This window comes from Tsuneonella flava, assembly GCF_002870965.1.
Classification (GTDB): domain Bacteria; phylum Pseudomonadota; class Alphaproteobacteria; order Sphingomonadales; family Sphingomonadaceae; genus Tsuneonella; species Tsuneonella flava.
Map to the genome: position 1 here is coordinate 1 of NZ_PHSO01000004.1, position 17,865 is coordinate 17,865.

Genomic DNA, 17,865 nt, shown 5'->3' on the forward strand with positions numbered 1-17,865 from the left:
GGCGACAAGGCCGAAGTGGCGGATCTCGTTCCCGCCATGCTCGACAGCTTTCTGGCCAGCGATCGTGCCTTTGCCAAGGCGCGCAGGGACATGGAGGCGGGGACATGACCCGGAAGCGGACAATCGGCCGCTTCCGGCGCTCTAAGCAGGGCGGATGGGAAGGGGAGATTAACACCCTGTCGATCCAGCGTGCGATCCGGCTTGTGCCCAACGACAATAGGGTCAGCGACAACGCCCCGGCGTTCCGGGTCATGCTGGGCTGGCAGCATATCGGGGACGCCTGGGAGCGCCTGTCGCGCACCGAGCCTCCCCGTGAATATTGGCGGGTGCGGATCGACGATCCCTTCTGTCCGCTCAGCGCCATGCTGTTCCCCGACGCCGAAGGCATGACCGCGCAACTGGTGCTGCAGGTCTGACCATGGGCGAGGAAGCCGAGCGCGTTCTGACCATCCGGGAAGCGGCGGCGCTGCTCAAGGTGCACCCCAACACCATCCGCAATTTGCTGGCCGAGGGCCGCATTCCGGCGGCCCGCGTCGGGCGCCAGTGGCGCTTTTTGGAAGGCGAACTTGTCGCCTGGATTCGCTCGGGCTACTCTGCGCCTGCACGAATGCAGTCAGGTGCCCAACGAAAGGAGGCATTATGGCACTCTGGAAACGTGCAGGAAAATACTACGTCAAGCTCACAGCACCTGACGGAACGCTCATTAGACGCTCTACTGGAACGACCGACAGGCTGAAGGCGCTCGAATTTCACGACAAGTTGAAGGCCGAGCTGTGGGACCTTGCCAGGCTGAAGCAGAAGCCGAAACGGACTTGGGACGAGGCGGCTTTGCGGTGGCTGAAGGAGAAGGCACACAAGAAGTCCTACCGGGACGATGTGAGCCGGATCCGGTGGTTCACCAAGCATCTGCGTGGCAAGACATTGGATCAGGTGAGCAGGGACATGATCGATCGGCTCATATCGCGCCATTTCGCCCGCAAGAGCGATCGCACCAAGGATCTCTATGTCGCGCTCATCCGCGCGATCTTCCGGAAGGCGATGCGGGAATGGGAATGGATCGCGCATGTGCCGGCGTTCAAGACCTATGCGCGCAGTGGCCGGGTCAGGGTGCGGTTTCTCACCCATGATCAGGCCGCCGAGCTCATGGGTCGGCTTCCTGAACACCAGCGCGAGGTGGTGCTGTTCGCTTTGTCGACCGGCCTGCGTCAGGGCAACATACTCCATCTGCGATGGGATCAGGTCGATATGACCCGGCGCATCGTCACGATCGGATATGGCGAGACCAAGAACGGGGAGGCGCTCGGCGTGCCCCTGAACGAGGCGGCCCTTGGCGTATTACGGCGGCAGAAGGGCAAGCATCCGGTTCATGTGTTCACATTTCGGGGCAAGCGCCTTGCCAATGCGAATACGCGGACCTGGCGTGCGGCATTGAAGGCCTGCGGGATCGAGGATTTTCGCTGGCACGATCTGCGGCACACCTGGGCGACCTGGCTCCGGCAGAATGACGTGCCCACCTGGGTGCTTCAGGAGCTGGGGGGATGGAAATCGGAGTCGATGGTGCGGCGTTATGCGCACATGTCGGTGAAGCACCTCCAGCCCTATGCCGACCAGCTGATTTTACCGGGCACAGACCCGCTGATTAATCCGGTCACAGACACGAAAAAGTCTAACTGCCCGGAAAAGCTGGAAAGCTCCGGTCACAAAAATGGTCACAGTGAGAGCCGTCCGCGGCTCAAGCTTGTCGCCGGCCTCGACGTAAGCTCTTGATTGTAAAGGAAGAAAAATGGTGGACGCACTAGGGCTCGAACCTAGGACCCGCTGATTAAGAGTCAGCTGCTCTACCAACTGAGCTATGCGTCCACATCCAACTGACAGGGCCATTTGTCGGCTCCGAATCGTCGGGAGACGCGCATATAAACGCTCCGGCGCGGATGCCAAGGGGGTGAATGCCTTTTTTGGAGCTTAAGTTGAAAGCCCGCTCCGTCCGGCCTTCACGGTCCAGCGGTTAATGGCCATCAGCGTGCCGATGCATATCATGTTGGTCATCATAGAGCTTCCGCCATGGCTCATGAAGGGTAGTGGTATGCCAACGACCGGAGCCAGGCCCATCACCATCATCAGATTGATGACCACGTAGAAGAAGATAGTCGCCACCATGCCGCCTGCCAGCAGGCGCGAGAAGCGATCCTGAGACGACAGGGCAACCTTCCATCCCCAGCGCAGGATCAGGAAGAACATCAGCAGGACGAACATCCCACCGATGAAGCCCCATTCCTCGGCCATCGTGGCGAAAACGAAATCTGTGTGGGGTTCGGGAAGGTAGTTCAGATGGCTCTGTGAACCGTTATTGAAACCCTTGCCGCTGAGCCCACCGGATCCGATAGCGATCTTTGACTGCGTGATGTGATAACCATCGCCCAACGGATCGCTCTCCGGGTCGAGGAAAGTGAAGACGCGTTTCTGCTGATACGGCTTCAGCCCCACGAAAAACGCGATAGGCGCCGCAATAACGCCTGCGATACCTCCGCCGATGAACCAGCGTAGCGGTAGGCCGGCGAGGAACATCACAACCACTCCGCCGAAACCGATGGCCAGCGCAGTGCCCAGATCGGGCTGTGCGAGGACAAGCAGCATGGGCATCCCGATCATTGCACCGGCGGGGACGATCGAACGCCAGGTCGGTACCATGCCCGATGGCAGGGACGCATAGAACCGGGCCAGAACGAGCACGATTACCGGTTTCATCAATTCCGACGGCTGAAGGACTAAGGGCCCCAGATTGATCCAGCGCTGGCTACCCCCGTTGATGGCTCCGACTGCTTCCACTGCCACCAGCAAAAGCAGTACGATGATATAGGCAGGGTACGCAAGCAATTGGACAAAGTCCTTACGTACCAGAGTCATCACCGATGCGAGCACAAGAAAGACGGAAAACCGGATCAGATGCGACAGAGCGTATGGCTGCATATGGCCGCCGCCTGCCGAGTAGAGTACTGCACCGCCAAAGCAAACGAGGGCGATCAGCGGGATCAGCATCTGCCATGGTTGGCGAGCGATGGGGGCGGGAATAATACCGCTCATCTTGCGTTGTCGGGATTGGCTGAGGAAGAGGCCTTCTCGCCAGGCTGGCCCTTGTTAGCGGCATTGTCGGTTACATCGGATTTGGGCTTAACGCGTGCTTCGGCATCGGCGCGGGATTCTTGCTGATCGAGGTTATAGGCTTCTTCCGGTACGGCAACGCCCGTTTTGCCAACGAATGCCGCATATTGGCGCGCCATACGCTGCGCTGGTTTGCCGCCCCACTGCTTCTCGAGGCCGTGCAGAGCATCCAGCGCTTTGGCTGGGTCGAACAGAAAGGTCATGACGTCGCGCGCAATCGGATAGGCAGAGCCTGACCCGCCGCCGTGTTCGATCACCACCGCACAGGCATAGCGCGGATTGTTGAACGGGGCGAAGCAGATGAACAGGCCGTGGTCGCGATATTTCCAGGGGCCGGTCTTGCCATCCGAGATGCCGAGCGAGACCACTTGTGCAGTGCCCGTTTTACCAGCCATCAGCACGTCGTCGATTGGCAGCCGTGCGCGCCCGGCGGTGCCGGGGCCATTGATCACGTCGCTCATCGCATTCTGGATGATCTGCACATGATCGCCGTGGAAATTCATGCTTCCGAACCTGGAGGGTTTCCCATCGAGAATCAGACGCGGCATCACGGTTCTACCGGTCGCGATCCGCGCAGCATAGACCGCAAGCTGCAATGGATTGAACAGCATGTAGCCCTGGCCGATTGTTGCGTTCACGGTATCGAAGGCCTGCCATTCACGGCCATACTTTTTTAGCTTCCACTCCGGATCGGGCACAGTGCCGTAGAACTGGCTGGCCACAGGCAGAGGAAACTCCTGTCCCAGGCCGCAACGGCGCGCCATCTCGGAGATCACGTTCATCCCGAGCTTCTGAGCAAAGTGATAGAAATAGACGTCGCAGGACTGATAGATGCCCTTCGCCATGTTAACACTGCCATGTCCGCGGCGGTTCCAGCAGTGAAACACACGGTTGCCCACGCGCAGGCCGCCATTGCAGGTGACGGTCGCATCGGGGGACAGCCCGGCTTCCAGAAAAGCCATCGCCACCATCGGCTTCACTGTCGAGCCCGGCGGATAGAGCCCTTGCAGCACTTTGTTGCGCAGGGGCACCCGGTCGTTCTTGCTCAGCATCGAATATTCGAGACGACCGATCCCGTCGGAGAAGCTGTTAGGGTCGAAACTGGGCATGGAGGACATGCACAGAAGGTCGCCTGTCAGGCAGTCGATCACCACCACCGAACCGGATTCGAGTCCAATCCTGCGCGCGGCATAGTCCTGCAACGGCCCGTCGATAGTCAGATGGACAGGATGGCCAGGCACATCTTCGCGCGTTTCGAGGTCGCGCACCCTGCGGCCTGTCGCCGTGACCTCCACCCGCCGTGCGCCGGGCATGCCGCGCAGTTCCTGTTCGAACTGCTTTTCGATCCCGTCCTTACCCACTTTGAAACCGGGTGTGAGCAGTAGCGGTTTGGGCTCACGCTCGTACTCCTCACGGCTAGGCGCGCCGACATAACCAACCAGATGGCCGACAGAAGGCCCGGTCGGATAAAACCGGGAAAAGCCCCGTTGAGGTACGACACCTGGCAGATCGGGCAGCCGGACGCTGACTGCGGCGAATTGATCGTAATCGAGGCCGTTGGCGACTTCGACTGGTGCGAAACCGCGGCTCTTTTCCACTTTGTCGAGGATCTCGTCGACTTTGACTTTATCCAAGCTGAGCAAAGTAGCGAGTTCGCCAATTTCCGCCTCAGCATCGCGCATCCGATCGGGGATTACATCAACCCGGAAGTCCGCACGGTTAGAGGCGAGGGGCACGCCGTTGCGATCCAGAATCCAGCCGCGGCGCGGCGGGATCAGTGAAAGGTTGACCCGGTTGCTTTCCGCCTCCGTCTTGTATTTTGCATTCTCGAAGATCGAGAGATAGCCCATCCGCGCGGCCAGCAGCACGCCGAGGCCGCCTTGCACGCCAGCAATCACGAAACTTCGACGGTCGAAGCTGTTGGAGAGAGTGGCGGGACTAACGATTGCGCGCGCGCGCTGGCGCTTGCGACGCATCAGCCGATCACCCGCACGCGCATCAACCTGAATCTGTCAAGCACAGCAACCATACGTGCGATAATGGGGAATATGCATATCGAGAGCAAGAACTGGGGCACCATTACAACAATCGCGGTAATATCGATCCGCGCACCTGAAAGCATAGCAGCCGCAATCAAGTAGGCTGCGATGAAGACAACGCCAACCAGCCAGTCTTGCAAGAAACCTCGCCAGGGAAAGCGTGCCTCCAGCAATTCGATGCTCAGCATAGTTAACGACCATAGCAGAATAGCAGAACCGAATGGCTGCCCGCTGAACAGGTCATCGAACATACCCAAAAGTGTGCCCGCCCACACTGGTAAAAGGCCCGGGCGCACGAGCCTCCACGCGATCATCATCAGGTATCCGAGCGGCGGCACCAATGGGATCGCTGAAGCAATCGGCAATTGCGGCAACAGCGACGCGAACATGATCGTGATCCACGGTGTCGCATAAGCGAGGATCGGGGAATGCGTGCGATTGATCTTGCTGCCGTAGCGATCGCGGCGGGCCTTGCCGGAAATCGGATCGATCATTGGGCTGCCGCACCGGTTGACTGATCGCTTGCCAATGCTTCGCTAACAGGTGTCTTCGCACTCTCGACCGCTTTGGGTTGCCAGATCGGTTCTACAGCGACGAAATCGGTAGCGGCGGGATCGGCGATGACCCGGGCGATGCCGCCGTCGGATGTCACCTGATCGAGAATCGCGACGGCAACGCCGGGCTGATAATATCCGCCTGCGCCGCTGGTCACAAAAACATCGCCGCGCTTGAGTGGGTTGACCCCCAGATTGATGAGCCGGATACGCAAACGACCGTCGCCGCGCCCTTCGGCGAAAGCGACAACATCGTCTTTCGCACGGCGAACAGGCAACACACTCTCGCTATCGGACAACAGCAATACGCGCGCGCTGTGCTGGCCGACTTCCAATACCCGGCCGACCACTCCACGCGGGGAACGAACGGGCATGCCCACCCTAACACCGTGATTACTTCCCGCACCGAGGTAAGCGAAGCGGCGCGTACTGGAGGCAGACGATCCCACAAGTCGGGTGATTGTGACCGGCGGCGCCTGCGTATCCCGCAGCCCGAGCAGAGTTTTGAGACGCGCGTTCTCTTGGCGGACCGCGTCCGCCTCCTTCAGGCGAATGCGGGCCAGTTCGACCTCTTTTTTGAGTTTGGCGTTCTGACTTCCCGCGCGGAGATAGCCGGAGATGGAATCGAACAGACCTTGACCCTCGGTCCGGGCAGCCGCACCCGCTTCGCCAACCGGTGCGACAACATCACTGGCAGAGGTACGAAACCCATTAAACGAAGTGGGTCGCCACAGCGATATGCCGAGCAACAGCGCACCGAACAGTGCGCCGATCGTAGCCAGCACGTAGCCGGTGAACAGTCCGTATTGCGCCCTGCGCGAATGCCCGGAGCGCCGTGACGAAGGCGGCGCCATGTCTTTCTTCCCCTCAGGCGGTCATCAATACGCCGCGATAGATCGGATCTTCCATAGCGCGCCCGGTGCCGATGGCCACGCAGGAGAGCGGATCTTCGGCAATGGTCACCGGCAATCCGGTTTCGTCGCGCAGGTGAGCATCCAGCCCCTGAATCAGCGCGCCGCCGCCAGTCAGAACGATACCCTGATCGACAATATCGGCGGCGAGTTCGGGGGCGGTGTTTTCCAGTGCGATTCGAACACCTTCGACGATAGCGCCAATTGGTTCCGACAAAGCTTCGGCAATGTGGCCCTGATTAATGGTAATTTCCTTGGGAACACCATTTACGAGGTCGCGGCCCTTGATTGTGATCGTATCGCCGATTCCGTCTTCCGGTGCGACAGCGATACCATAATCCTTCTTAATTCGTTCGGCAGTGGCTTCACCGATCAGGAGATTGTGGTGTCGGCGGACATAACTGACGATCGCTTCGTCCATTTTGTCCCCCCCGGTACGAACCGATGTCGTGTAGGCAAGGCCACGCAGCGAAAGGACGGCGACTTCGGTTGTGCCACCGCCGATATCGACCACCATGCTGCCGACCGGTTCGGTTACAGGCATGTCCGCGCCAATGGCAGCGGCCATCGGTTCGAGGATCAGGTAAACCTGACTGGCCCCGGCATTGCTGGCTGCATCGCGGATCGCGCGCTTTTCAACCGAAGTCGAGCCCGATGGGACGCAGATCACGATTTCAGGATAGCGAAGCAAGCTCTTGCGGCCATGCACCTTACGGATGAAGTGCTTGATCATCTCCTCAGCAATTTCGATATCGGCAATCACCCCGTCGCGCAGAGGGCGGATGGCTTCGATCGAATCCGGCGTCTTGCCCATCATCATCTTCGCATCGTCACCCACGGCCTTGACGCGTTTGATGCCATTGATGGTTTCGATGGCGACCACCGAGGGTTCGTTCAGAATGATGCCCTGACCTTCGGCATAGACCAGCGTGTTGGCGGTCCCGAGGTCGATCGCCATGTTCTGCGAGCCGATTTTGAGGAGATTCGAGAAGAAGCCCATAGTGATGTCGATTCCGTAGGTGATTTCAGATGCTTGCCGCGCCGAGGCACGGTAAATGCATCCCGGATTTGGCGTGGAATGCTCGCTCTTTAGACAAACCTGCGATGAGGGGCAAAAAATTTGTGGTTAAATTGCTGGTTTATTCGCACCGTTTGCCTCGAAAAACCGCCGCTTGATCGCTAGGCTGCGTGACATGCCTACGATCAGACGTTTGCCGGAGTCCCTCGTCAACCGCATCGCCGCTGGTGAAGTGGTGGAACGACCGGCGGCCGCGCTCAAAGAATTAATTGAAAATGCAATTGATTCTGGCGCGCGATCAATTTTGGTGTCGCTGGTCGAAGGCGGGCTAGATCGGATCGAAGTGACTGACGACGGGTGCGGGATGACGCCCGAAGAAATGGCGCTCGCGCTTGAACGCCATGCCACTTCCAAATTGCCGGACGATGCGATCGAACAGGTTGCCACTCTGGGCTTTCGTGGGGAGGCTTTGCCGTCCATCGCCAGCGTCGCGCGGTTCACGCTCGAAAGCCGGCCTAAGGGGGCTGAGCAGGGCTGGCGCAAAGTGGTTGATCACGGCGAACTGGTGGAAGATGGTCCCGCTGCGCTGCCACCGGGAACGCGCGTTCGGGTGGAGCATCTGTTCGGCAAAATTCCGGCGCGGCGCAAGTTTCTGCGGACCCCGCGCAGCGAATATGCCGCCTGTCTCGATGTCGTGCGACGATTGGGGATGGCGCGGCCCGATATCGGCTTCTCGCTCGAACATGGTGGCCGTCGGGTTCTGGCGTTGCAATCGGGGCAGGGGCTGGTGGAGCGTGTTGCTCAGGTCGTTGCGCGCGAGTTGAAGGACAACGGCGTTCCAATCGATTTCGAGCGCCCGACGCAAAGTGGCATTATGACACTGGGCGGGATCGCTGGACTGCCGACATACAATCGCGGCGTGGCCGATCACCAGTATCTGTTCGTCAACGGCCGCCCGGTGAAAGACCGGTTGCTGATTGGTGCGGTTCGTGGTGCCTATGCCGACATGCTGGCGCGGGATCGCCACGCCGTGCTGGCGCTGTTCCTCGATATGCCGCCGGAAGAAGTCGATGTGAACGTTCATCCCGCGAAGACCGAAGTGCGTTTTCGCGATTCCGCCGGAGTGCGCGGTTTTATCGTGTCGGGGCTGCGCCACGCACTTTCGACAGGCGATCGCCGCAGTGCACAAGCTCCCGACGCCTCCGCTATGGGGCGCTGGACCAGTGAACCGGTGCAGCCCGATCCGGCACCTTCACTCCAGTCGCTTTTCTCCGGGCGAGACTGGAGTGGCTCATCTGCTTCGGTGCGCGAGGCGCCGACTGTCTGGCGTTCAGCGGATACAGAGGTGGCGAATATTCCGCAGGGCGATACGGCCTCGGCTCCGTCCGGGCGGGCAGAAGAGGCGGCGCCGTTGCCGGAAGATGTCGCAGCCTATCCGCTGGGAATTGCGCGAGGGCAGGTGGCCGAAACGTATATCGTGGCAGAGGCAGAGGATGGTCTTGTCATCGTCGATCAGCATGCCGCGCATGAACGGCTCGTATTGGAACGCCTGCGTGCTGCGGGCGCGGAAGAGGCAGTAGCGCGGGCGCAGGCATTGCTGATCCCCGAAGTGGTGGAGCTCGATGAACCCGATTGCGACCGGTTGGAAAGTGCGACGGAGAAGCTGGCGACGATGGGCCTTGCCATCGAACGTTTCGGCCCCGGCGCAATGCTGGTCCGCAGCCTGCCCCATGCACTTGCCAAGGCGGATCCGCACCAGTTGCTGGCCGATATCGCTGACGATCTGGCGAAGCATGGAGAAGCGCTCTTGCTGGGCGAAAAACTCGATCTGGTGCTGGCGACGATGGCTTGCCACGGATCGGTGCGTGCCGGGCGCGTTCTGTCGGTAGCGGAAATGAATGCTCTGCTGCGCGAAATGGAGCGCACGCCGCGTTCAGGCCAATGCAATCACGGGCGCCCGACTTGGGTTAAGCTCAAAATGGAAGACGTCGAAAAACTGTTTGGGAGGCATTGATGCGTTTGTGGGTTGTGCCGGTTCTGGCGTTGCTGGCCACCGGGTGTGGCAAAGAGGAAATGACCCCGGCTCAGCGCGCGGCGCAGGATGCGAAGGACATCGCCGCGGTAAAGGCAGCAAGTACCCCTCCGCCGGTGCCGGTCAGTCCGCAGGCAATCCTTTATCCCGATATTGAGAAAGCTGGGATCTACGGCGCTTCCTGTAGCTTCGCGCCCGATAAGGAACTGGGCGCAGTTGCCATCGCGATGGACGATTACGGCTACATGAAAATCGATGACAAGATGATGATCTTCGCTGCAGATAAGGGGAGCGGGAAATTGCCGGGTGTGGCCTGGGGCCGCTACGATGGGCGCGAATACAATTTCATGATCGACGTAGCGAAGGGCGAGGGGGAGAAGACCGGCGGTGAAACGGTCAACTACCCTGCGCGAATGGTGCTGAAGAATTCCCGCGACCAGGTGGTGTATGAAGCGAATGGCACCGCGCAGTGCGGCGCCTGATCCGGTGAACTAGCTTTCTATCGGGGCATCCGGGTCGCGAACAGCGATCAGCCCGTTAGAGACCATGCTCATCACCGGTTCGTCGTGCTGATTGAACACGGTAGCCTTGCTCTTGAAAATACCCATTTCCGGGCGCGACTGGCTGCGGCGTTTTTCCAGCACTTCGTTTTCGACGCGCAAGGTGTCGCCGGGATAGACCGGCTTGATCCAGCGCAGATTGTCGACGCCAGGGGAGCCGAGGCCCGCCTGTTTGTGTTCTTTCATATTCTCGACCAGCATTGCCATCGTCATCGCACATGTGTGCCATCCGCTCGCGGAAAGACGCCCGAAGTGCGTTTTTGCCGCTGCATCGTCGTCAAGGTGGAAGGGCTGCGGGTCGTACTTTCTGGCGAAGTCGATGACTTCTTCCCGCGTTACCTCATAATGGCCGAACGACGACTTTTCCCCGACCGCGATGTCTTCGAAGTAATCCATATTCGCTCCCGTGATTCTCAAATCACGTAGCGCACGATCATCCAGACCGCCATCGCGATCATCGCAAGGTTCTCTGTCAGCGATACGAAGCCGAGCGGGACGTTGCCAGACCCGCCGACACAAGCGCATTTGATTTCCCGTTTCTGAATATAAACCGCGTAAAACACGCTGGCGGCGCCGATTGTGCCGATGAACAGCGACACTGGAATGGAAAGCCACATCGCAGCATGGCTGGCCATCAATACACCCGCCAACGCCTCCAGAAACGGATAGAGGTAGGAATAAGGAACAAAGCGGCGCGCCAGCAGGTCATAGCCTACAAACATGCTCGAAAATTTCTCGACATCCTGCAATTTGAGCATCGCGAGAATTGCCATCGAAAACGCCAGAAACCATTCGCCGGCCCGCACGGTGAAGGGGTTGCCGAATGCCGTGTAGCTGACAGCCAACGCCAATGCCGCTGCGATTCCGAACACGGCGAGCACAGGCTTGTAACTGGTCGCTCCTTCCTGTGGTAAGGGCTTGCCAAAGAACGCGCGAAGATCAGTGTAACCACCGATCCGCTGGCCATCGATGAATGTTTGCGGTGTGGTTTCGACGTTGTTGTCGCGTTTGTAGGCGTCCGTCTGCTCACGCGTGGTCAGATGGTGGTCTTCCACCTGATAGCCGTTCCGTTCGAGTAGCCATTTGGATTTGATGCCGTAGGGGCAGACGTGCTTGTCCATCACCATACGATAGATTTTGGCAGTCTTGGCAGAGGGGGCAGCGTTCTTCATGACGAGCCATATGGGGCTGCGAACGTTCCGATCAACGGAAGGCTACGTATCAGACCCGAAACCTAGGTTTGAGGCCGGATGCATCGAAATCCGGTATGATGCGATATCTTGAGACAATAAGACTGAACAGCCCGAACAGAATGAGCCCGCACGCCACCATCGCATAGATTATGCCCATGTCTCTCAAGGACAACAGTGCCTCGCCTAAGCCTTTAACCTGTGTAGAGGAATCGATCCACGCTGACTTTATCAGCGACCATCCGATCAAGCCGAAGGTCACCATGCGTGCTGCCGATCCCGCGCGCCCAAGCGGTTCGATCCAGGTGGGCGCGCGCGAACTGATGCGATCCATAAACCCGGCGGTGATCGCTTGCTTCGCCTGCATAGCGGCGGCCGCGATAAGGCCCGATCCGATTAATCCAATTACTATATCACCCACCTGCCAGGTTAGGATCGATTGCGCCATTTCCTGACTGTTGCCGCTGGCCGTTTCACGGGTGCCATTGGCAAACTGGAATGCGGCGAAAGACAATGTCAGATATACTACACAGCTGCCGATATCCCCGACCCGCTTCGCAATACCCATCGTATCGTGACCCCGGTGTTGCAGATCGGCGACGCCTGAGGCCAGCTTAAACAAGGCATAGGCCAGCAAGCCAAAAGCCATCAGGTACAGTATCGGTGTGCCAAGCGGGACCTGATCGATATAATCGTATGCCGACTTCGCGCCACCTTCCGCCTTGCTACCCGTTGTCAATGCGAGATAGCCAAGCATCATGTAGGTAATGCCCCGTGCAGCATAGCCAACCCGCACAAGGGTGATGAAACTCTGAGATTTGTCGACGTTGGGCACCGATACTCTCCGTTGTTGGGAGAGTAACGGCCGCATTGGAGAAAAGTGCCCTTTTGCCGATACTTAGTTTTGCAGGGCGGGCCTCAGCGGAGCGATTCCTCCATCCAGATCTGCGATATCGGGCAGGCCGAGAAGGTGGCGCAGAAGCAGGGCAATATCGACATTTGCAAAGGGGGTGAGGGTAATCCCCCGCCGGAACGCGGGGCCGTTGGCGATGAACAAAGCGCGCATTTCAGGTGCCTGATTGTCATAGCCATGGGTGCCGCCGGTGAATTCATCGGTCGCCGCTTTCGGCAGGATAAGCCATCCAATGTCGGCAAGGCAGAAGACCGGCGGAATGCGTGGATTGCTGCCGTATTGCAGGCGCGCGGGAATCTCCTCCTTGCGCCAGCATTCCATATGCCCGTGCTTTCCGACAAGCGCCTTCTCCAGCGCTACCTCGTTGCCGTCGGTGGGCTGGAGGGCGGCGAAAGGGCCGCTTTCGACAATGCGATAGAGCGAAGGATCGGCAATCGTGTCGAGAGCGATCACGCGTTCGCTGCTGGTGGCCGCCATACCGTGATCGGACACGATAACCAGGTTTGCGGGCTGATGCAGCGTTTTCAGGCCCTGCACCAGATCGCCAATATGGCGGTCCACATCGGCAATCGCTTCGTTGACTGCGGCTCCATCGGGCCCACTCTGATGACCTGCTGTATCGACAGTGTCGAAATACAGTGTCACGAATTGCGGGCGAATGTTCGACGGTCGCCGGACCCAGTCGAGCACAGCGTTGACCCGCTGCGTGTTATCGATCTGCTGATTGAACTGCTGCCAGTCTGCGGGGCGTGTGCCTCCCTCGACTGCACCCCAGCCATGCGGCACCAGCGCACCGCCCCAGCCGACATTGGAGCCGGGCCAGAACATCGTGGCGGTACGCACGCCCGCCTTTTCCGCCGCTACCCAGATCGGCTCGGCTTCATTCCACCAGAATGGGTCGTCACTCGCCATCGTGAACACTTCGCCGGGGCGGCGCGGATCCTCCATTTTGTTGGCGACGATACCGTGGTGATCGGGAACTCTGCCAGTCACCAGAGTCCAGTGGTTAGGGAAAGTCTTGCTGGGGAACGATGGCATCATCGGTCCGCGCGCACCGTCGCGGGCGAGTGCTGAAAGTGCAGGTGTGATACCCCGGTCCAGATAATCTGCGCGAAATCCATCGATGGACACGAGGATTGTCACCGGCGCCTTCTGTTCGACCGGCCGGGTTTGTGCCACCGGCATAGTCGGGGCGGGGGTAGTGCAGGCGCCGACCAGGGCGAGGGCGGCAATGGCGAATGTGCGAACAAAGAATTTCATAGCCGCCCCCATGTCATGCGAATTTGTCTGAACAGAGACAATCGGGTTCAGAAAGCCCGGTGTCAGACGTTGAATTTGAACAGCATGATGTCGCCATCCTGCACCAGATATTCCTTGCCTTCCTGGCGCAGCTTGCCCGCCTCGCGCGCACCGTGTTCGCCGCCCAGCGCGACGTAATCGTCGAACGCCATCGTTTCTGCGCGGATAAAGCCGCGTTCGAAATCGGAGTGGATTTCGCCAGCAGCCTGCGGTGCCTTCGCCCCTTTCGGGAAGGTCCATGCGCGCGCTTCCTTGGGGCCGACGGTGAAGAAGGTTTGCAGACCGAGCAGGTCGTAACCGGCACGGATCACGCGAGCGAGGCCGGTTTCTTCCAGCCCCAGTTCCGCGAGATATTCGCTACGCTCTTCAGGTGCCATACCCACCAGTTCCGCTTCGATAGCAGCGGATACGACCACAGCCTGCGCCCCTTCGGCAGCGGCCTTCTCGAACACCTGAGCCGAGAGCGCATTGCCGTTGGCGGCGTCTTCTTCGGCTACGTTGCAGACATAGAGCACGGGCTTGGCAGTCAGCAGTTGTGCCTGCCGGAAAATGCGCGCTTCTTCGTCATCCTTCGGTTCGGTCAGGCGCGCGGGCTTGCCTTCGCGCAACAGGTCAAGCGCTTGCCCCAGAACGCTGGCCGTGAGTTTGGCTTCCTTGTCGCCTGCGGTCGCCTTTTTCGCAGCGGCGGGCACACGCTTTTCTAGGCTTTCGAGGTCCGACAGCATCAGTTCGGTTTCGACCACTTCGGCATCCGCAATCGGATCGACCTTGTTGGACACATGCTGAATGTCGTCATCTTCGAAACAACGAAGGACATGCACGATGGCATCGACTTCGCGAATGTTGCCGAGGAATTGGTTGCCCAGACCTTCGCCCTTGCTTGCGCCTTTCACCAGTCCGGCAATATCGACGAAGGCGAGCTGCGTCGGAATAATCTTGGCGCTGCCGCCGATGGCAGCGATCTTGTCCAGACGCGGATCGGGCACGGAAACTTGCCCGACGTTCGGTTCGATCGTGCAAAACGGATAGTTAGCAGCCTGCGCCGCCTGCGTTTCAGTCAGCGCGTTGAACAGGGTGGACTTGCCGACATTGGGCAGCCCAACGATTCCACAACGGAAACCCATCGAATACTCCGGACAGTTTGGTGTTTGCGCGCGGATAGGCGCAGTGCGAACGAAAAGCTAGGCCACGCTGAACTGTGTGTGCGATCATTGTCCACCATAAAACAGCGATCAGCGAGTTCGAGCGCTCTTTCGGGGTTCATCGAGATGATCGGTAAAGGCATCGGATGCTTTCGTGCGATACCGTTCTTTATGACGCATGCCGAAGAAACGCCGTATCGGGAAATCGATCAGAGCGCTGTGCAACCTGCCTTCGGATATTGCGGGATCAACCACCAGTGAAGAAAGCACTGCCACACCGGCGCCCGCCTCCACTGCGGTTCGCACGCTTTCGTTCGATGGTAGGACGAGCGCAACTTTCAGGGATGCGGGGGCAATGCCCATCTCGCGCAGATTGCGATCCAGAGTCGATCGTGTGCCCGATCCCTGCTCTCGCATGATCCAGTTGGCACGCTTCAGCCATTTGGTATCGATCCGCTTGTCTTCAAACGGATCGGCGCTGACCAGCTTCAGGCGATCTTCTTCCATTGGCCAGCTGGCGAGGACGGGGTCATCGATTTCGCCTTCTACAATCGCGAGATCGGCTGCGCCATCTCGCAAACGATCTGCCGCCTGTTCGGTGTTGCCGATTGCCACGTCGATCTCAATTCCGGGATAAGCCTGTCGGAACGAAGCGAGATTCGGCGGGAGCCAGTATGCTGCGATGGTTTGGCTGGCGACGATCCGAAGTGTGCCCCGTTCCAGCCCTCGCAGTTCCCGCAGAACTGTCTCGGCTTCCTTCGCACGTGCCAGAACGCCACGTGCTTCGCCCAGAAATATCTGACCGGCTTCGCTCAGGCCAATGCCGCGCCCCACGCGGTGGAACAGCTTCGTCGCATGGCGTTCTTCCAATGCGGCGATGGCAGACGAAACTGCGGATTGCGTCATGTTCAGCTCGCCCGCGGCGGCTGTCATATGCAGTCGTTCCGCCACGCAGACGAAAATGCGTAATTGCTCCAGAGTCATAGGTGCCTGGTAAAGCAATCAATAAGCAAAATCGATTGAAATGATAAAACCTATCGGTTGGATCGTTTGATTTCTGGCTCATAACAGTCGTGGCGAAAGGATTTTCGCTCTGATGAACACTGACATCTCAACACTGATGGGCGGGGAAGGGTGGCTACCCAAACTGAAAATGCCAATCCCCGGTATCGCTCTCTGTACAGCGATTACCGTCGCTGCCTTCCTCGTTGAACAAGCCGAAGTCGCTCTGGCAGGCCGGGCGTGGGTGGAAGCGCTAGTACTGGCAATCCTGATCGGTACGGCGGTCAGGGCTGTTTGGACACCTCCGGCCCGCGTTGAAATCGGGATCGATTTCAGTGCCAAATACCTGCTGGAAATCGCGGTTGCATTGCTGGGCGCATCGTTGAGCGCGCGGATGATCGCGGAGGCAGGTCCGGCGTTGATGATCGGCATCGCTGTTATCATTGCCGTTTCTATTGCAGTCAGCCTTGCGATCGCGACCGCTCTCAGACTGCCGCTTCAAATGGCTATCCTGATTGCGTGTGGGAACTCGATTTGTGGCAACTCCGCTATCGCAGCCGTCGCTCCGATCATCGGGGCGGATAGTGACGATGTTGCCGCCTCGATTGCGTTCACGGCAGTGCTGGGTATCGGGGTTGTCGTCGGGTTGCCTGTGATTGGGGCGGCGCTGGGTATGAGCCAGCTTGCCTTTGGCGCGCTCGCAGGACTTACTGTTTATGCAGTTCCACAAGTGATCGCCGCAACGTCTTCATACGGATCAATCGCAGTTCAGGCGGGTACGTTGGTTAAGCTGGTGCGAATGTTGATGCTCGGCCCGGTATGTGTGGCGCTATCGCTGATTGCGCCGCGCATGGCTCGCCCCTCGGAATTGGCGGAGACGGCAGGGGACGCTGACACCGCACTCGCTAAACCGAGGCTGAGTCAGCTGGTTCCGTGGTTCATCGTTGGCTTTGTTGTTCTCGCCTTATGCCGTTCAGCCGGTCTGATTCCGCGCATGGCGATTGAACCGATCCGTCACATCGCCACGCTTTTGACAGTGGTTTCGATGGCTGGCCTGGGTCTGGGAGTGGATGTGCGATCAATCGTTGGTGCAGGTGCGCGTGTTACAACGGCAGTTATACTGTCTTTGATCGGATTGTTTGCCATGAGTTTTGCGCTGATTGCGGTGCTGCACATCGCATAAATGGTCAAAATGTCGCGACGAACGGCAAAGCGGCCCCGGTGGGGGAGATCATCCCACCGGGGCTGCGAGAACGCGCTTGGGGAAGCGGTAAATCTGTACGTCAGCTCTTGCGGCGACGGCGCGCGATCACAACACCTGCCAGTGCAAGACCCATGATGCCGAACATGCCGGGTTCGGGAACAGCCGTCCCACCGCTGCTGCCAGAGCCGCCGCTGGAACTGCCGGTGCCCGGCTCGGTCGGCGGTTCGGTCATTGCGAGGGCAGGCACTGCCACAGTGGCGAGAGCGAGACCGGCGAGGAGATTGCGAGCAAGGCGCATGAAAAATTCCCTGTTGAACTGGTTTTACGAATTCGACCTCGTAACCCATCCCACAAACAGACGCGGATTCCAGTGATTCGGCGAGGGCGTGTCGCGATGGCACACTTCCCTGCCGCAGTCTTAATCGGCCAGTGTTGGCAATAGCCGGGAATCTGCCACAGCGGCGGTGCGGTGCTGCGTAACGCGCTTCGACTGCGGATCGGATGCGAATGCAAGAAACGCCTGTTTGCTAGCTTGCCTGACGAGCAATATCTTGTCCCACTTTTCCGCGTCGGGGCCGATCAGAAACTCATCCGATGAACCCGAATAGAGTATCTCTCCGCCACTGGCGGTCAGCAGTGGCTCCATCTCAGCCATGTAGCGTGCATAGGCTTCTGCCCCGGAACATCCTCCCTCCGGTTCGAGTTCGGGGGCGTGCGAATAGTCGGCCCGATCGCGAAAACGGATCGGGTTGAGCATTACCACTGTCCCGGTATGCGGAGAGCCGAAGAAGCGCGCGCCCTGAGCCGGCGAGACATCGGTGTAGGCGGTTTGCTCGCTCATC

At 59.2% G+C, this 17,865-nt stretch carries 20 protein-coding genes and 1 tRNA gene; 7 read left to right on the top strand and 14 right to left on the bottom strand.

The genetic code is table 11. From position 1 onward, the window contains the following. From CV013_RS03570 to CV013_RS03585, 4 genes are all read left to right on the top strand, one after another. Nucleotides 1-108, top strand: a 108-nt coding sequence (locus CV013_RS03570; protein WP_157935729.1) for a DUF2274 domain-containing protein, incomplete at its 5' end; no start/stop codon positions are given. Further along, entirely contained in the window at nucleotides 105-416 is a 312-nt protein-coding gene (locus CV013_RS03575; protein ID WP_102153917.1) for a DUF736 domain-containing protein, read from the top strand. The genes CV013_RS03570 and CV013_RS03575, both read left to right, overlap by 4 nt. Nucleotides 417-418: 2 nt before the next feature. After that, nucleotides 419-736, top strand: a complete 318-nt coding sequence (locus CV013_RS15995; protein ID WP_067532936.1) for a helix-turn-helix domain-containing protein — start codon at nucleotides 419-421, stop codon at nucleotides 734-736. Continuing rightward, entirely contained in the window at nucleotides 640-1,767 is a 1,128-nt protein-coding gene (locus CV013_RS03585) for a tyrosine-type recombinase/integrase (RefSeq protein WP_119594706.1), read from the top strand. The genes CV013_RS15995 and CV013_RS03585 overlap by 97 nt, the downstream gene beginning before the upstream one ends. A 17-nt stretch (nucleotides 1,768-1,784) precedes the next feature. On the opposite strand, the gene CV013_RS03590 is transcribed toward CV013_RS03585, so the two are convergent. The 6 genes from CV013_RS03590 to CV013_RS03615 all read right to left on the bottom strand — a co-directional run bounded on the left by CV013_RS03590 (nucleotide 1,785) and on the right by CV013_RS03615 (nucleotide 7,663). Then, nucleotides 1,785-1,860: transfer RNA gene (locus CV013_RS03590), tRNA-Lys, on the bottom strand. A gap of 102 nt (nucleotides 1,861-1,962) precedes the next feature. After that, the gene (rodA, locus tag CV013_RS03595) at nucleotides 1,963-3,081 is read right to left on the bottom strand and encodes a rod shape-determining protein RodA (protein ID WP_102153919.1); all 1,119 of its coding nucleotides are present in this window, start codon (nucleotides 3,079-3,081) and stop codon (nucleotides 1,963-1,965) included. Continuing rightward, nucleotides 3,078-5,135 (bottom strand): penicillin-binding protein 2, encoded by a 2,058-nt coding sequence (gene mrdA / locus CV013_RS03600; RefSeq protein WP_102153920.1) that lies wholly within the window; start codon nucleotides 5,133-5,135, stop codon nucleotides 3,078-3,080. The genes rodA and mrdA overlap by 4 nt, the downstream gene beginning before the upstream one ends. Then, nucleotides 5,135-5,692: a rod shape-determining protein MreD gene (gene mreD / locus CV013_RS03605; RefSeq protein WP_190276529.1), complete on the bottom strand. Its 558-nt coding sequence runs from the start codon at nucleotides 5,690-5,692 to the stop codon at nucleotides 5,135-5,137. The genes mrdA and mreD overlap by 1 nt, the downstream gene beginning before the upstream one ends. After that, a complete protein-coding gene (gene mreC / locus CV013_RS03610) occupies nucleotides 5,689-6,606 on the bottom strand; it encodes a rod shape-determining protein MreC (RefSeq protein WP_102153921.1) in 918 nt (305 codons plus the stop codon). The genes mreD and mreC overlap by 4 nt, the downstream gene beginning before the upstream one ends. Nucleotides 6,607-6,619: 13 nt before the next feature. Next, complete coding sequence (locus tag CV013_RS03615; protein ID WP_102153922.1) at nucleotides 6,620-7,663, bottom strand: rod shape-determining protein; 1,044 nt, start codon at nucleotides 7,661-7,663, stop codon at nucleotides 6,620-6,622. Between the two features lie 193 nt (nucleotides 7,664-7,856). On the opposite strand from CV013_RS03615, the gene mutL reads away from it, so the two are divergent. Continuing rightward, nucleotides 7,857-9,695 carry a DNA mismatch repair endonuclease MutL gene (gene mutL / locus CV013_RS03620; protein WP_102153923.1) on the top strand — a complete coding sequence of 613 codons (1,839 nt, stop codon included), beginning with the start codon at nucleotides 7,857-7,859 and terminating at the stop codon, nucleotides 9,693-9,695. Continuing rightward, nucleotides 9,695-10,195: a hypothetical protein gene (locus tag CV013_RS03625; protein WP_102153924.1), complete on the top strand. Its 501-nt coding sequence runs from the start codon at nucleotides 9,695-9,697 to the stop codon at nucleotides 10,193-10,195. The genes mutL and CV013_RS03625 overlap by 1 nt, the downstream gene beginning before the upstream one ends. Before the next feature lie 9 nt (nucleotides 10,196-10,204). Here CV013_RS03625 and CV013_RS03630 read toward each other — a convergent pair whose 3' ends face one another. The 6 genes from CV013_RS03630 to CV013_RS03655 all read right to left on the bottom strand — a co-directional run bounded on the left by CV013_RS03630 (nucleotide 10,205) and on the right by CV013_RS03655 (nucleotide 15,801). Next, nucleotides 10,205-10,669, bottom strand: a complete 465-nt coding sequence (locus CV013_RS03630) for a MaoC family dehydratase (protein WP_102153925.1) — start codon at nucleotides 10,667-10,669, stop codon at nucleotides 10,205-10,207. Nucleotides 10,670-10,686: 17 nt separating this feature from the next. Next, entirely contained in the window at nucleotides 10,687-11,445 is a 759-nt protein-coding gene (locus CV013_RS03635) for a MauE/DoxX family redox-associated membrane protein (protein ID WP_102153926.1), read from the bottom strand. A 49-nt stretch (nucleotides 11,446-11,494) separates the two neighbouring features. Beyond that, a complete protein-coding gene (locus tag CV013_RS03640) occupies nucleotides 11,495-12,298 on the bottom strand; it encodes a DUF1206 domain-containing protein (RefSeq protein ID WP_190276528.1) in 804 nt (267 codons plus the stop codon). Nucleotides 12,299-12,361: 63 nt separating this feature from the next. Further along, entirely contained in the window at nucleotides 12,362-13,636 is a 1,275-nt protein-coding gene (locus CV013_RS03645; protein ID WP_102153928.1) for an alkaline phosphatase family protein, read from the bottom strand. A gap of 62 nt (nucleotides 13,637-13,698) precedes the next feature. Continuing rightward, nucleotides 13,699-14,799: a redox-regulated ATPase YchF gene (ychF, locus tag CV013_RS03650; RefSeq protein ID WP_102153929.1), complete on the bottom strand. Its 1,101-nt coding sequence runs from the start codon at nucleotides 14,797-14,799 to the stop codon at nucleotides 13,699-13,701. A 108-nt stretch (nucleotides 14,800-14,907) separates the two neighbouring features. After that, nucleotides 14,908-15,801, bottom strand: coding sequence for a LysR family transcriptional regulator (locus tag CV013_RS03655; protein ID WP_102153930.1), 894 nt, complete (start codon nucleotides 15,799-15,801; stop codon nucleotides 14,908-14,910). Between the two features lie 112 nt (nucleotides 15,802-15,913). Here CV013_RS03655 and CV013_RS03660 point away from each other — a divergent pair, with 112 nt between their 5' ends. Further along, on the top strand, nucleotides 15,914-17,002 hold the full coding sequence (locus CV013_RS03660; RefSeq protein WP_223805302.1) for a YeiH family protein: 1,089 nt from the start codon (nucleotides 15,914-15,916) through the stop codon (nucleotides 17,000-17,002). A 100-nt stretch (nucleotides 17,003-17,102) separates the two neighbouring features. On the opposite strand, the gene CV013_RS03665 is transcribed toward CV013_RS03660, so the two are convergent. Further along, nucleotides 17,103-17,321, bottom strand: coding sequence for a PEP-CTERM sorting domain-containing protein (locus CV013_RS03665; protein ID WP_102153931.1), 219 nt, complete (start codon nucleotides 17,319-17,321; stop codon nucleotides 17,103-17,105). Nucleotides 17,322-17,441: 120 nt separating this feature from the next. Beyond that, nucleotides 17,442-17,864 (bottom strand): DUF1330 domain-containing protein, encoded by a 423-nt coding sequence (locus tag CV013_RS03670; protein WP_102153932.1) that lies wholly within the window; start codon nucleotides 17,862-17,864, stop codon nucleotides 17,442-17,444. Between the last annotated feature and the right edge of the window lies 1 nt (nucleotide 17,865).

What these genes read in the sequence shown, in the direction of transcription:
- CV013_RS03645 (WP_102153928.1), bottom strand. Translation starts at nt 13,636, where the DNA reads ATGAAATTCTTTGTTCGCACATTCGCCATTGCCGCCCTCGCCCTGGTC.
- CV013_RS03660 (WP_223805302.1), top strand. Translation starts at nt 15,914, where the DNA reads ATGAACACTGACATCTCAACACTGATGGGCGGGGAAGGGTGGCTACCC.
- CV013_RS15995 (WP_067532936.1), top strand. Translation starts at nt 419, where the DNA reads ATGGGCGAGGAAGCCGAGCGCGTTCTGACCATCCGGGAAGCGGCGGCG.
- CV013_RS03585 (WP_119594706.1), top strand. Translation starts at nt 640, where the DNA reads ATGGCACTCTGGAAACGTGCAGGAAAATACTACGTCAAGCTCACAGCA.
- mrdA (WP_102153920.1), bottom strand. Translation starts at nt 5,135, where the DNA reads ATGCGTCGCAAGCGCCAGCGCGCGCGCGCAATCGTTAGTCCCGCCACT.
- CV013_RS03635 (WP_102153926.1), bottom strand. Translation starts at nt 11,445, where the DNA reads ATGAAGAACGCTGCCCCCTCTGCCAAGACTGCCAAAATCTATCGTATG.
- CV013_RS03655 (WP_102153930.1), bottom strand. Translation starts at nt 15,801, where the DNA reads ATGACTCTGGAGCAATTACGCATTTTCGTCTGCGTGGCGGAACGACTG.
- CV013_RS03575 (WP_102153917.1), top strand. Translation starts at nt 105, where the DNA reads ATGACCCGGAAGCGGACAATCGGCCGCTTCCGGCGCTCTAAGCAGGGC.
- ychF (WP_102153929.1), bottom strand. Translation starts at nt 14,799, where the DNA reads ATGGGTTTCCGTTGTGGAATCGTTGGGCTGCCCAATGTCGGCAAGTCC.
- CV013_RS03630 (WP_102153925.1), bottom strand. Translation starts at nt 10,669, where the DNA reads ATGGATTACTTCGAAGACATCGCGGTCGGGGAAAAGTCGTCGTTCGGC.
- mreD (WP_190276529.1), bottom strand. Translation starts at nt 5,692, where the DNA reads ATGATCGATCCGATTTCCGGCAAGGCCCGCCGCGATCGCTACGGCAGC.
- CV013_RS03665 (WP_102153931.1), bottom strand. Translation starts at nt 17,321, where the DNA reads ATGCGCCTTGCTCGCAATCTCCTCGCCGGTCTCGCTCTCGCCACTGTG.
- mreC (WP_102153921.1), bottom strand. Translation starts at nt 6,606, where the DNA reads ATGGCGCCGCCTTCGTCACGGCGCTCCGGGCATTCGCGCAGGGCGCAA.
- CV013_RS03615 (WP_102153922.1), bottom strand. Translation starts at nt 7,663, where the DNA reads ATGGGCTTCTTCTCGAATCTCCTCAAAATCGGCTCGCAGAACATGGCG.
- mutL (WP_102153923.1), top strand. Translation starts at nt 7,857, where the DNA reads ATGCCTACGATCAGACGTTTGCCGGAGTCCCTCGTCAACCGCATCGCC.
- CV013_RS03625 (WP_102153924.1), top strand. Translation starts at nt 9,695, where the DNA reads ATGCGTTTGTGGGTTGTGCCGGTTCTGGCGTTGCTGGCCACCGGGTGT.
- CV013_RS03670 (WP_102153932.1), bottom strand. Translation starts at nt 17,864, where the DNA reads ATGAGCGAGCAAACCGCCTACACCGATGTCTCGCCGGCTCAGGGCGCG.
- rodA (WP_102153919.1), bottom strand. Translation starts at nt 3,081, where the DNA reads ATGAGCGGTATTATTCCCGCCCCCATCGCTCGCCAACCATGGCAGATG.